This window comes from uncultured Streptococcus sp. (genome assembly GCF_963545685.1).
GTDB lineage: Bacteria > Bacillota > Bacilli > Lactobacillales > Streptococcaceae > Streptococcus.
The window spans coordinates 1-12669 of record NZ_CAUUKN010000042.1; the positions used below are offsets into that span (position 1 = coordinate 1).

12 protein-coding genes and 1 pseudogene are annotated in these 12669 nt (G+C 41.0%); 3 read left to right on the forward strand and 10 right to left on the reverse strand.

Translation table 11 applies throughout. The features are described 5' to 3' along the window. Window positions 1-9: 9 nt before the first annotated feature. The 4 genes and pseudogenes from RWZ99_RS07325 to rlmD all read right to left on the reverse strand — a co-directional run. A pseudogene (locus RWZ99_RS07325) lies at window positions 10-465 on the reverse strand (DNA alkylation repair protein); the annotation flags it as partial. Window positions 466-559: 94 nt separating this feature from the next. Further along, window positions 560-2332, reverse strand: coding sequence for an oleate hydratase (locus tag RWZ99_RS07330; protein WP_314677496.1), 1773 nt, complete (start codon window positions 2330-2332; stop codon window positions 560-562). 140 nt (window positions 2333-2472) lie between these two features. Continuing rightward, a complete protein-coding gene (locus tag RWZ99_RS07335) occupies window positions 2473-2967 on the reverse strand; it encodes a TetR-like C-terminal domain-containing protein (protein WP_314677500.1) in 495 nt (164 codons plus the stop codon). 130 nt (window positions 2968-3097) lie between these two features. Beyond that, a complete protein-coding gene (rlmD, locus tag RWZ99_RS07340; RefSeq protein WP_314677503.1) occupies window positions 3098-4456 on the reverse strand; it encodes a 23S rRNA (uracil(1939)-C(5))-methyltransferase RlmD in 1359 nt (452 codons plus the stop codon). 213 nt (window positions 4457-4669) lie between these two features. Here rlmD and RWZ99_RS07345 point away from each other — a divergent pair, with 213 nt between their 5' ends. The 3 genes from RWZ99_RS07345 to RWZ99_RS07355 are packed head-to-tail and all read left to right on the forward strand — an operon-like array spanning window position 4670 to window position 7253. Beyond that, window positions 4670-5218, forward strand: coding sequence for a carboxymuconolactone decarboxylase family protein (locus RWZ99_RS07345; RefSeq protein ID WP_295496590.1), 549 nt, complete (start codon window positions 4670-4672; stop codon window positions 5216-5218). Between the two features lie 40 nt (window positions 5219-5258). Next, window positions 5259-6323 carry an acyl-CoA dehydrogenase family protein gene (locus tag RWZ99_RS07350; RefSeq protein WP_272132391.1) on the forward strand — a complete coding sequence of 355 codons (1065 nt, stop codon included), beginning with the start codon at window positions 5259-5261 and terminating at the stop codon, window positions 6321-6323. Window positions 6324-6338: 15 nt separating this feature from the next. Then, window positions 6339-7253: an ethanolamine utilization protein EutJ gene (locus RWZ99_RS07355; protein WP_314677510.1), complete on the forward strand. Its 915-nt coding sequence runs from the start codon at window positions 6339-6341 to the stop codon at window positions 7251-7253. A 43-nt stretch (window positions 7254-7296) separates the two neighbouring features. Here RWZ99_RS07355 and RWZ99_RS07360 read toward each other — a convergent pair whose 3' ends face one another. The 6 genes from RWZ99_RS07360 to RWZ99_RS07385 all read right to left on the reverse strand — a co-directional run. After that, window positions 7297-8727, reverse strand: a complete 1431-nt coding sequence (locus RWZ99_RS07360) for an LCP family protein (protein WP_314677512.1) — start codon at window positions 8725-8727, stop codon at window positions 7297-7299. Window positions 8728-8738: 11 nt separating this feature from the next. Beyond that, on the reverse strand, window positions 8739-9563 hold the full coding sequence (gene pheA / locus RWZ99_RS07365; protein WP_314677514.1) for a prephenate dehydratase: 825 nt from the start codon (window positions 9561-9563) through the stop codon (window positions 8739-8741). Beyond that, window positions 9554-10045, reverse strand: coding sequence for a shikimate kinase (locus tag RWZ99_RS07370; RefSeq protein WP_314677516.1), 492 nt, complete (start codon window positions 10043-10045; stop codon window positions 9554-9556). Before RWZ99_RS07370 ends, pheA begins: the two co-directional genes overlap by 10 nt. Beyond that, window positions 10038-11321, reverse strand: a complete 1284-nt coding sequence (gene aroA / locus RWZ99_RS07375) for a 3-phosphoshikimate 1-carboxyvinyltransferase (protein WP_314677519.1) — start codon at window positions 11319-11321, stop codon at window positions 10038-10040. The genes RWZ99_RS07370 and aroA overlap by 8 nt, the downstream gene beginning before the upstream one ends. Window positions 11322-11401: 80 nt before the next feature. Next, window positions 11402-12352, reverse strand: a complete 951-nt coding sequence (locus RWZ99_RS07380) for an L-lactate dehydrogenase (RefSeq protein WP_314677522.1) — start codon at window positions 12350-12352, stop codon at window positions 11402-11404. 90 nt (window positions 12353-12442) lie between these two features. Beyond that, on the reverse strand, window positions 12443-12669 hold a 227-nt coding region (locus RWZ99_RS07385; RefSeq protein WP_314677524.1), incomplete at its 5' end, for a YlbF family regulator.

Here is a 12669-nt window from a genome sequence, read left to right on the forward strand (position 1 = left end):
TATCTGAGCCTAACATAGATGGCTTTTTCTGTCTAGCTTAATTTTACAAATTGGGATTATAAAACGAAAGGGATAGAGTTGTTGTTTATAATTAAACTTTAGAACGTACCAACTATCAAGTTCTTCTTTAATCAACTCTGGAAATTTTTTGCTAATATCCCTTAAAGCATTACCAACTGATTTTCTAACATATTCACTAGAATCTTCTTTTAATGTTGCGATTCGTTTAATAGCTTCATCTGGATTGTCCTTGAAATATGGTCTGCTCGTCCATATTCTTAGTCCCTCTGTAACAGCTCTTCTAACGTTTGGATTAGTGTTTTGTAACCATTCGTCAATAATCGAAAGGGATTTTTCATAGCCTGATTGCTTACAAAACTCATCAAAAGCTTTTGCTAATACTTCTTGAACTCTCCAATTATCATCTTTTGAAACCTCATCTCTCATAAAAATCAAAATTTCTTCAGTCAGCTTCCCATCAAAAAAAGACGACAGCCTTCACTATCGTCTTTACTATCTATTTTGTATTTTTTATAATTATAAACTTGAGGAAATATACCTAGATCAATCCTGCATCTTTGAGAAGTTCTTCAATCATCGTACCTTTGATTTTTTTCATAGCTCGTTTTTCAAATAATTTTACTAAGAATGGAACTTTCACATCGGCTAATTTCTTGCCATCCATCAATCGGTTCGTTGATTTTGTAAGAACACGTAAATCATAAGCTGAAGCAAATACTTCCGGCACACCACGATCGATATCGAGTAATGTATACACAGCTTCCATTGCCGTACGAACAGAATATTCTGTTGTGAACACTGTATCGCGAGGAGTTTCTGCGAAGTTACCAATGAAGGCAATGTTCTTAGAACCATTTGGAACAACAAGTGGACGGTCTCCGTCTTTACGCGCCATGAAGTAGCTTGTGATATAAGGCATGTAGCAAGGAACTGTGTTGCATCCTTCGCTAGCAAATTCATGAATCAATTCTTCTGGAACACCCATGTGATATAACCATTCTTCGGAAATTTCAATCCCTGTGCATTCTTCGATTGGTTTTTTCACGTAGTCCCCTTTAATTCCTGAATATAATCCGTAAATCCATACGACTAATTCATCTTTACTTTGGGCTTTGAAGTGTGGTTGACGGTTTAATGTGTAGCTCAACATCCAGTTTGAGTCGCGTACTGTTACGATTCCTCCTGTTACTACTTTTCCAGCATAAGGGTCACGTTTAGAGATTTTTTGAATGTATTCAGCGATGCGTTTGTCTTTCACAGTTGTAGTAGCTGAAACGAACCAACTTTGGTCGGGCAAGTTTTCACAGAATACTTCAGGATGTCCAAAACGTTCATCTTGTTTCGCTAAGTTTTTCCATAGGCTCCAAGCTCCACCTAATTCTTTTGAAATTGGAGCTGGAGTGTTGTTATCTCCGTATGTTGTCGCAGCAGTAATACTTCCGTTTGTCACGAATACTAAATCATTTTCTGTTAAATTGCGTGTTTCTACAACACCACCTACTTCTAACACAAGTTCCTTAGCAATTATGTCGCTTCCAACATGTTCAACAATCACATTTTTAACAACTGTATCGTATTCGAATTGAACATTATGTTTTTTCAAGTAGTTCACAAGTGGTAAAACGAGTGATTCATATTGATTGTATTTAGTAAATTTCAATGCAGATAAGTCAGGCAGACCATCGATATGGTGAATAAAACGTAAGATGTAACGGCGCATTTCAATCGCTGAATGCCATTTTTCAAACGCAAACATACTAGCCCAGTAAGTCCAGAAGTTTGATTCGAAGAACTCTTCACTGAATACATCGGTGATTTTTAACCCTTGCAATTCAGATTCGGATGTCATATATAATTTCACCATTTCTTCACTTGATTTATCACTTAAAGTGAATTGGCCATCGTCTGGAATGCGTTGTCCTTTGTTTTCAATCACACGGCATTGTGAATAGTTAGGATCTTCTTTATTTAGCCAGTAGAACTCATCTAAAACAGATGCATTCTCTACCTCTAATGATGGAATAGATCTGAAAAGATCCCAAAGGCATTCAAAGTGATCTTCCATTTCACGTCCACCACGAATAATGAATCCTCGTGTTGGATTTAAGATTCCATCTAGGCTTCCTCCTGCCAGTGGAAGTTCTTCTAAAATGTGGATGTTTTCTCCTTTCATTTGGCCATCACTTACTAAGAAAGCCGCTGCTGATAAGGATGCAAGTCCTGAACCAACTAAATAAGCCGATTTTTTATCAACTCCTGCTGGTTTTTTCGGTTTAGCAAATGCTTCATAATTTCCGTTTGAATAATACATCAAAACTCCTCCTAAAAAAAAGTGTATACTAATATTGCTATTAATATACACCTTCAATATCCATAAAACAATTTACAATTTTCAACTTTTGCCTAACTCTTTTACAAATTTATTTAATTGTAAAAGAGATAAAACTTTATTTAAAGAAGAGAAATTATCTCTCCCAACATAACCTTTTCAATTCTTTCAACTAGTTCTTCAACACTTTCAGGCATTTGCTTTTCTATCCAATCTAATCCTACTCCAACTAAAGCATATGTATAAAAAGAATAAGAAAACTCTACTTGTTTAGCCTCTTCTTTTGTAACCTCAATTTTCTTGAAAATCTGATTACTTAAAAATAGTTCAATCTCTTTTCTTAGTACTTTTTCTAAAAATCCTTTTCCAAAAGAGCGATAGGTATTTAAGACAAAAACATGATTCTCCGAAATATATCGGAAAATTCTTGTTAGAGCATCTTGCCATTTATCATATACAACGCCTCTACCTATTGAGGTTTCTACTTCTTGCAGATAAACCCATTCCACTAAATCATAAATATCTTTAAAGTTATTATAGAATGTCTGACGACTAACACCACAGCCTTGAGTTAAATCATTAATTGTTATTTTAGATAATGATTTCTTTTCTGCCATTTCTTTTAAAGTTGATGCCAGTACTCTTTTTATTACTATTGTTATACCTAATCACTCCCTTACATTTATTCTCTAGACCATAATCATTAAAGCTCTCTTAATCAAACAATATCTTTATTTTTATATAAAGTTAGCTACGTTTTACTAACAAGCTCACACACTCAACATGATGCGTCTGCGGAAATAGGTCCACCGGCTGGATTTTCTTCAATTCATAGCCCAAGTCTTGATAGCGTTTGATATCACGCGCCATGGTTGCTGGGTTACATGAGACGTAAGTTATCTTCTCAGCTTGCATGGCGACGCTGGCTTTGATGAAGCTTTCCGTCAAGCCCTTGCGTGGTGGATCCACAATGATGACGTCTGGTTTGATGCCATCCTTGCTCCACTTGGCCATGGCATTTTCAGCGGAGTCAGCCACATAGTGAGCGTTTGTAATGCCGTTTCGTTCTGCATTTTTCTTGGCATCTTCAACGGCTGTTTCGATGACTTCAACGCCATAAACTTCCTTGACCTGTTTCGCAAATGACAAACCAATTGTCCCGATTCCTGAATAGGCATCAATAACAATGCTGTCGCTGTTTAAATCTGAGAAGTCAATAGCCGTTTGATAGAGTTTTTCAGCCATCTCGGTATTAACCTGATAGAAAGACTGGGCAGAAATCTCATAGTCATTGCCCAACATCCTATCTGTGATGGTGTCTTGACCATAAAGGGTGCGAAACTCCTTACCAAAGATGGCGTTAGTATTCTTATCGTTGATGTTTTGAATGATTGATACGACACTTGGGAAGGCTTCCCTAATCTTAGCAATGACTTGGTCAATACGGAAAATTTTTGGTCTGGTCGTTACAAAGACCAACATCATCTGACCTGAATAATGGCCACGACGAACTACCAAATGACGAATCAATCCTGTCTGCTCCTTCTCATCATAAGGTTTGAGATCATAGCGACGGAGAAGGTCACGGACAAAGACAATGAGTTTATCAATTTCCTTGTCTTGGATGAGGAAATCTTCAATTGGAATCAAGTCGTGCGAATTCTTGCGGTAGAAACCTGTTTCAAGCTGACCTTTAACACGGCGTACGGGCACCTGCGCTTTATTACGGTAGGCGTAAGGTGTTTCCATACCTAGTGTTTCAGCGACTTCTAGGTCCGAGATGCCGGCTGTCTTATAGAGGTTATCGACGACTTGTTTACGCTTGAACTTAAGCTGCTCCTCGTAAGTCATATGCCCAAAATCAGCAATCCCTGAACGAAGATAAGTAGCATCAATGTCCTGATTACGGTTTGGTGAAAGGGTCAGATACTCCTCAACCTTACCAAAGCCGATATTTTTCTTGAGCTTAAGCACGCGCATCTTGATGACTTCACCTGGTAGGGCATTATCCACAAAAAAGACAAAGCCATCCACCTTAGCGACACCCGCTCCTTCATGTGTCAAATCGACAATTTCAACTTCTACAATATCGTTTTTATTTAACATAATTCAACTTTCTTTACTCTGATAGGCCTCTAAGTTTTCCTAAAAAGCCACTTGCTACCCTCCATTATAGCACATATAAATCAAATTTATGGCTGGCCATAAATATTATAGATTTTTCAGAAAAGTCAAACGGTGCTATCATAGGTCCATGACAAAAAAATAAACGACTTAGCAACTAGGCTAGATGTCGTTTCTATCTAAAGGAGAATAATCATGCCAGATATTACCATTCATACAATCGAAACTGCACCAGAAGAAGTTAAAGACGTCCTTCAAACAGTCAAAGATGCCAATGGGGGATTCATTCCAAACTTGATTGGTCTCCTTGCTAATGCGCCAACTGCGCTTGAAACTTACCGCACTGTCGGTGAAATCAATCGTCGCAATTCATTGACACCAACTGAACGTGAGGTTGTTCAAATTACAGCTGCTGTTACCAACGGCTGTGCCTTCTGTGTGGCAGGTCACACAGCCTTTTCAATCAAGCAAATCCAAATGACACCTCAACTTTTGGAAGCTCTTCGTAACCGTACACCAATCGAAGACGATCCAAAACTTGATACCCTTGCTAAGTTCACTATTGCTGTGATCAATACCAAAGGTGCTGTTGGTGACGAAGCCTACAATGACTTTTTGGAAGCTGGTTACACTGCGCAAAATGCCCTTGACGTTATCTTGGGTGTCAGCCTTGCTAGCTTGTGTAACTACGCTAACAATCTCGCACAAACACCGATTAACCCTGAACTTCAAAAATTCGCTTAATGTAAAGCTAAACTGATAAACTAGAGGAGGACCTAAGCCTATGTCACATTTTTCAAAAGAATTCCTTACTTGGTTGGACACTAATGCCGACCATATTGACCAAGAGTCTGGACCAATTGCGGATCAGCTTCTCGAAAAAATTGCTGAAAACGATGTCTTTAAAATCGGCGTACCTGCTGAGTTTGGAGGCCTAGGTGGTGGACCTACTCAAGTTGTTGATGTGCTTAATGAATTGGCACAACATTCTTTGACAGCTTCCTTTATTTCTTGGGGGCACCGTACTTTCATCGACTATATCCTAGCGAGTGACAATGCTTACCCTCGTGAAACTTGGTTGAAAGAATTGTATACTGGTGAGCGTGCTGGTGGAACTGGTTTATCAAATGCCGTCAAATTCTTGTCTGACATTGAAGAATTGAATGTGACCCTCAGTCAAGAAGGTGATGACTACTATCTCGATGGTCGTCTACCTTGGGTGACTAATCTTCGTTCAGATAAGTTTGCGGCTCTCTTTGCAGCTGACTTTAAAGATGGTAGCCAACCTTGGATTATCACAATTCCATCTGAAGCTGAAGGTCTTAGCCGTTCTGAAGATTTGGAATTTGTTTCCCTTCAAGGAGCTAACACTGCTTCTCTTACTTTCAATCATGTCAAACTCGATCCTAATTGGGTCCTTTCAAAAAATGGTACCGACTACATTGCCAAAACACGTCCAAACTTTCTTGGCTTCCAATTTGGTCTCGCCTTTGGTTTGGCCCAACGTTCTCTTGATGAGGTTGAAGCTAGTCTAAACAGTAACCGCAGCGTTCTCCGTGGCGAATTTGAAGCTACACGTGACAACCTTCTTGCTATTCAAGACCAACTCTTTAAAGGTCTAAATGATACTAACTACTTTATCGAAAGACCACGTGAACTTTTCCAATTGCGTATCGATATCGTTGATGTCGTAGCTAACAGCCTGCTCCTCGAACTTCAGGCTAGTGGTGGTCGTGGCTATTTGAAAGAATCTGAGTCAAGCTTTATCCGTCGTTGGAATGAAGGTGTCTTCCTTCCAATTGTATCTCCGAGTGCGGTTCAGCTTCGCCATATCCTTGCAGCTAGCTAGAAAGACTATGGACCAATGAAGGTATTTTTCAAGAAAATTCCCTTGGCCCTATCTAGTCTGGTACTTGCCCTCTTTAGTTTATCCAATCAAATAAGTCAATATACCCTGATTGCTCAGGGTATTTGGCTTATAGCCATTTTTGGCTTTGTCCTAGTGCTAGGACGCCTAATCATTGGTTATAGACAAACTCAAGAAGACTTGCACAATCCAGTCATAGCTTCGGCCTTTCCCAGCTTCTTTATGGCTGCCTTTCTCTTTGTCGGTCGCCTTCCACTAGCTCAAACTGGTCTATGTATCGCATGGATAGGGCTCCTTGGACTTTATATTGCCTATATCATCTTTTTCAGTCTGCGTTTTCTGCGTCCACTGGTCTTAGAACAGGTCTATCCAAGCTGGTTCGTGGTTTATGTAGGTCCTGCTATTAGTCTTGCAACCGTACCGGCCAGTATTCCAAACAGTATCAAGGGGCTTATCCTAGGACTAACGGGACTGGCGACTCTAGCCCTCTTTCCACTTATTTTATGGAGAATTAAACGTCTAGCCATTCCCCAGCCAGTTCTTCCTATACTTGCCATTTTAGCGGCTCCATTGGCCCTTCTCATTACGAGCTCAATCAAGAGTGGTCAAAGGCCTGAAACTATCCTCTTAGCCGGCCTGCTTGTCTTCTCCCAACTTTTCTTTTTCTTCGCCTTGGGACTCTTTGCCAAGCTTGTAAAAAAGGGTTTTGTCCCACTTTTCGCAGCTTTTAGCTTTCCCTTGGTCAATAGTGTCAATGCTTTTAAGGCAGCTACCACAAGTCTTAAGCTCGTGAATCCGATGATCCATTTAATTTATTTAGCCGAGCTCTTGCTAGTGCTTGCTATTATGGTATATTTGCTCTATCATTTTCTGAAGCTTTTGTATAATGCTCTTGTAGCTGCTGAATGCTAAAAACAAGCCTGTTCATTCTGAACAAGCTTGTTTTTGTTTTAACTTATCTAAATCCTAGTTCTTTTAATTTATCCTGGTAACTATCAACATCAATTTCAATTCCTTGACCACCATATAAATCATAGCTGTCAATCCAATCACCATCTGAAGGAATGGTTTGAGAATTGATGCCCTTCTTGAAACTGCCAGCATTTGAAAGCCCCAAATCCAACATATCCGTCATGCTCATATTGGTTGAAGTCAGTGAGTATACTTTTCCTAAAGCCTCAGGACCCTTGAAAAGACTAAGAGGATTTTTAACTTGCTTCATAACAGCTTGCATCACTTGTTGTTGGCGCTTGGTACGGCCATAATCCCCTTCATCATCCTTACGGAAACGAGCGTAATTAAGAAGAGTTCGCCCATCCATCTGTTGCTTACCGACTTTAATGGTTTGATTGGGAACATTCCCATCCTTGTCCATTCTCAAATCATCTGGAACTTGGACCGAAGACACTTTTTTACCATCAATAGTTGCAAACTTAGCATTGATTTCCACACCATCTGGGAAGAGGGTATCAACACCTGTCGCAAAGGTTTCAAAGTCGACCATGGCATAGTACTTGATATCAATGTCAAAATTCCGCTTGAGCGTCTCACGCATAAGCTCTGCCCCTTGATGGTTATTTTGCTCACCAATATTGAAGGCAGTATTGAGTTTCAAATCCTGAGAATAGTCTGTCTCTGAAGCTCCCTTAATATTAACCAAGGTGTCTCGCATAAAGCTTACCATCTTGATTTTGCCTTCCTTATTGCCCACATTGACAACCATAATGGAGTCTGTTCTGGCATCGGTAGATTCTTGGCTGACTCGTTGATCAGAACCCAAAATAAGGATATTCACCCCATCCTTGGTATCTTTGCCGTTAAAAGTTTCGACTAAGGCCGGTTGATAGGTTTTACCATTATTACCAGCAGCAGAAAGGTCAGTTCCCTTATAAAATTGATAGGCCATTGCTAGCACTAAGAACACAATCCCAAGACTCAAGCATCTGAGCACCAGTTTCACAACTTTCTTGAGCTTTCTTTTTTTCTTAGGTCGCGTTTTCTTTGCTGCTTGCGGGCTTGACTTTGGTGCCGATGTTGCTGCAGGTGCTACTCGTCTTTGAACCTTTTTTTGTTTAGGTTTTCGTTGAGGCGCTTCCTCTCGATAGACAGGCAGACCTTCCTCTGTTAGCTGGCTGACATCCTCATAATCAGTCGCCTGATAATAAGTTGACCGATTATCATAAGGCTGGCGCCATGCTTCTTGATAGTCAGCACTTTGACCTTGATACCTCTCGTAGGAACGCTCCGCTTCATAAGCATCCAACTTTCCTTGTAGATAATTGAATTCCGAAGCCTGCTGTCCATTAAGGTGGGCAAGATTTTTTAAAAGATAGCTATAACGTAACCGTTCATGATGCGTAAACGGCCCATTGTTAGATGTGGTCATAAGATTTCCCTTTAAATTTGATAGACTTGGTAAGCTCCCAAGATTTTATATCCAATTCCAACTGCAGTTAGCTCTTCAAGAGCGAACTGAGCCAACTTTTCCTTTGTATAATCACAATCAATAATGAAAAAGTACTCGCCAAGTACCGTCTTTAAAGGACGGCTTTCAATCTTGGTCAAGTCAATGCCTCGCCAGGCAAAGGTCGATAAGGCCTTGTAAAGAGCACCTGGCATATTGTCAGGCAGAGTTAAGGCCAACGTTAATTTACAATCAATCTGATTGAGCGAAATTTCAGGAACAGTATTCCCTAGTACCCAGAAACGGGTATAATTCTTCTCAATTTCCTGAATATCCTTAGCTAAAATTTCAAGACCGTATTCCTTGGCAGCTGCATGCGGAGCGATTGCAGCATAAGGTTGCTCAGGATTATCTGCGACATAGCGAGCCGCAAAGGCTGTACTGGCTGTTGTCTCAATTTTAGCATGTGGAAAATGATCTTTAATGTACTTTTTCCCTTGGGCAATCGCTTGTGGATGTGAGAAAATTTTCTCAATCCTTGCATGGTGTTTGCTAGCCATCAACTGTTGCTTGATGGGTTGAACAATCTCTGCCACGGCACGAATGTCTGCCTGGTGGAAGAGATAGTCTAAGCTCTCATGTACAGATCCCTCAATGGAATTTTCCACAGGAATAACTGCGTAATCCACACGTCCCTCTTCATATGACTTGATAACTTCGGTAATGGTACCTAGAGAAACCAACTTTGCCTCAGGAAATGCCTTTAAGGCTGCATTGTGCGTAAACGACCCACTAGGGCCCAAATAACCTACATACATTTGATAAACCTTGCTACTTCTTCTGGCGTCCGGTTATCAACAGTGACAACCAGATCTGCCAACCCTTGATAGAGGCCCATTCGACCATCATAAATGGCCTTGAATTCCTCTTTAGAATGATTGAGAAAGAGGGGGCGTTGATTTTTGATATCCTTTTTAATACGGTCATAGACCACATCAAAAGAAGCGTGAAGCCATACGTTATGCTTACGATTTTTCTTCAAAAGCTGACGATTGCGCTCCGTCACAACGACACCACCACCAGTGGAAATGATCACATCATCTCCCTCTTGAAGGAGTTCTTCCAGAGTCTCAGATTCAATCTGACGAAAGCTTGCTTCGCCTGCTTTGGCAAAAAAATCAGCAATGGACATTCCGATTTTCTCTTCGATGACCTGATCCATATCTACGAAACGACCATCCAGGTATGGGGCGACGGAACTCTTACCAACTCCCATAAAACCCAATAAAACCTTAGCCATGCAGTAATCCTTCCAAATCACTAAAGAAGCTTGGGTAACTTGTATTGATAGCTTCCGCACGTTGCAAGTCAACTTCGCCATCTTGAACCAAGAGGGCAGCAATGGCTGTCATCATACCAATCCTGTGGTCACCAAAGGTATTGACCTCTGCCCCGTGAAGAGCTGTCTTACCAGTGATAATCATACCATCCTCAGTTGGAACAATATCAGCACCCATAGCATTCAAGGCATCTGCTACCACCTGAATACGATCAGTTTCTTTGACCTTGAGCTCTTCAGCATCACGAATCACTGTCTTGCCCTGAGCTTGTGTCGCCAAGAGCGTGATAATCGGAAGTTCATCAATCAAACGTGGAATGATATCACCGCCAATTTCTGTTCCTTTTAGTTCTGAAGTTTCAACCGTAATGGTCGCAGATTTAGCAACCTGGTCAATATCTGAAAGGGTTATCTTACCACCCATGTCTTTGATCACATCAATGATACCCGTACGCGTCTCATTGATACCGACATTTTCCAAGACAATCTTAGAGTTAGGAACCACGAGTCCTGCTACCAACCAAAATGCTGCTGAAGAAATATCTCCTGGAACCACGACTTCTTGGGCAGTGAAGCTTTGTCCACCAGAAATACGAATTTCCTTGCCATCTACTTGAAGCTGACCACCAAACTGCTGAATCATATCTTCCGTATGATTACGTGTTTTTTCCTTTTCAATGATGACAGATTCGCCATCAGCTTGAAGGGCTGCAAAAATAAGGGCAGACTTAACCTGAGCAGAGGCCACTGGCAATTGGTAATGGATAGGTTTAAGAGACTTGCTGCCGTGCATTTTCAATGGTGGCAAATCGCGGTCAGTCTGTCCTGACACCTCTACCCCCATCTGACGTAAAGGAATAGTGACACGGTCCATAGGGCGTTTTGAAAGGGAATCATCCCCAAACATTTCCACATCAAAATCTTGACCGGCAAGCACACCTGAAATCAAACGAATCGATGTTCCAGAGTTCCCCATGTCCAACTTGTTTTGAGGAGCCTTGAGACCATCAAAACCAACACCGTGAATGCGTACCACATCACCATCATCCTCGATAGTTACACCCAACTCACGGAAGACCTGCATAGTTGAGAGGACATCCTCACCTCGTAAAATATCACGAACAGTTGTCACACCTTTGGCAAGACTTCCGAACATGATAGAACGGTGACTGATTGACTTGTCACCAGGAATGCGCAAGTTGCCATGAAGACCTTGGGCCTTGGTTTCTAGTTTCATAGGTTACTCCTAAAAATTTTATAGTTGTTCTCATTATACCATATTTGAAAGTCCAACCATAGACTGAATTGTCAAAATATTCACTCGTTTGTATTGCCATACTTTTCCTTCAAGAAGGCAACTGCCTCTTGAACACGGTTCCGAATCAAGTCAGCAGACTCCTGCAAAAGATGTTTTTCCTCAGCCGACAAGGACAAATGAACAGGAGCTTCCACCCCTTGACGTCCTAAAACAACTGGATAGCCAAGATAAGTCTGATAGATTTCTTGATAGCTAGATACTGCCACCTCTTCTTGAGCGTCAGAAAGGATAATTGCCACCAAACGAAGAGCAGCACTGGCAATACCGTATGAAGTATAACCCTTACCATAAAAAACCTTATGGCCACCCTTCATGGAAGCCATAAAGAGATTTTGACGCTCCTCTTCACTCGTCAATGTTGTAATATCTTGACCTTTGACTCTAACTTGACTCCAGGCTGTAAATTGAGAGTTCCCATGTTCACCAAGATTGTAGCCTGATACTGATTTGGGATTGACTGCTAGAACCTCTCCCACTGCGGTCTTCATTCTAGCCGTATCAAGCAAGGTCCCTGTCCCAATCACACGTTCCTTGGGCCAACCTGTGAATTCTTGATAGAGAGCTGTCACCGCATCTACAGGATTTGAGATGACCAAGAGTATCCCTTTAAAATCCAACTGTTTTAGTTCCTGAGCAACCTGATAAACAGCTTCTCGGGTAAATGGAAATTCAGCAAAACGATCCTCACCAGCATTGTGCTGTAGTTGAATATTTCCAAGAGCTGAGATGATAACATCAGCATCTTCCAATGCTTCATAATCATTGACCATGATGTTTGCATAGCTAGCCAGATTTGCCATGGCATCCTTAAAATCCTGGGCATCTGCTTCAACTTTCCTCTCATTAACATCAATAAAAACATAACTATCGGCTAAGCCCTGAGCAATAGCCCCATGAGCTACCGCTGCACCGACATTTCCCATACCAATTATTCCAATCTTACGAGTCATCATTTTCCTCCCTTATTATTTCTAGTTTCTTCCTTAAAGAATCGCTTTTGAATGCAGAAAAGGGCCTGTCAACTGACACACCCTTTCTTATTAGCTATTCAAATCTTGCAAAGGTTTGAAGATGATACGTTCAATATCATTCAAATAAACAGACAGACCTTGTTGCGCAGTCAAGTATTCTTTCAAAAGGGCGTTGGCTTCTACCTTTTGGCCCAATTCTTGAACAGCTGCTTGTTCTTCTGCTGTTGGCATTGTACCCGCCTGCATTTTAGCATAGAAATCCTCTTGGAAATCAGTAAACTCTTTGAAAAGAGCAC

What these genes read in the sequence shown, in the direction of transcription:
- RWZ99_RS07330 (WP_314677496.1), bottom strand. Translation starts at nt 2,332, where the DNA reads ATGTATTATTCAAACGGAAATTATGAAGCATTTGCTAAACCGAAAAAA.
- RWZ99_RS07335 (WP_314677500.1), bottom strand. Translation starts at nt 2,967, where the DNA reads ATGGCAGAAAAGAAATCATTATCTAAAATAACAATTAATGATTTAACT.
- rlmD (WP_314677503.1), bottom strand. Translation starts at nt 4,456, where the DNA reads ATGTTAAATAAAAACGATATTGTAGAAGTTGAAATTGTCGATTTGACA.
- RWZ99_RS07345 (WP_295496590.1), top strand. Translation starts at nt 4,670, where the DNA reads ATGCCAGATATTACCATTCATACAATCGAAACTGCACCAGAAGAAGTT.
- RWZ99_RS07350 (WP_272132391.1), top strand. Translation starts at nt 5,259, where the DNA reads ATGTCACATTTTTCAAAAGAATTCCTTACTTGGTTGGACACTAATGCC.
- RWZ99_RS07355 (WP_314677510.1), top strand. Translation starts at nt 6,339, where the DNA reads ATGAAGGTATTTTTCAAGAAAATTCCCTTGGCCCTATCTAGTCTGGTA.
- RWZ99_RS07360 (WP_314677512.1), bottom strand. Translation starts at nt 8,727, where the DNA reads ATGACCACATCTAACAATGGGCCGTTTACGCATCATGAACGGTTACGT.
- pheA (WP_314677514.1), bottom strand. Translation starts at nt 9,563, where the DNA reads ATGTATGTAGGTTATTTGGGCCCTAGTGGGTCGTTTACGCACAATGCA.
- RWZ99_RS07370 (WP_314677516.1), bottom strand. Translation starts at nt 10,045, where the DNA reads ATGGCTAAGGTTTTATTGGGTTTTATGGGAGTTGGTAAGAGTTCCGTC.
- aroA (WP_314677519.1), bottom strand. Translation starts at nt 11,321, where the DNA reads ATGAAACTAGAAACCAAGGCCCAAGGTCTTCATGGCAACTTGCGCATT.
- RWZ99_RS07380 (WP_314677522.1), bottom strand. Translation starts at nt 12,352, where the DNA reads ATGACTCGTAAGATTGGAATAATTGGTATGGGAAATGTCGGTGCAGCG.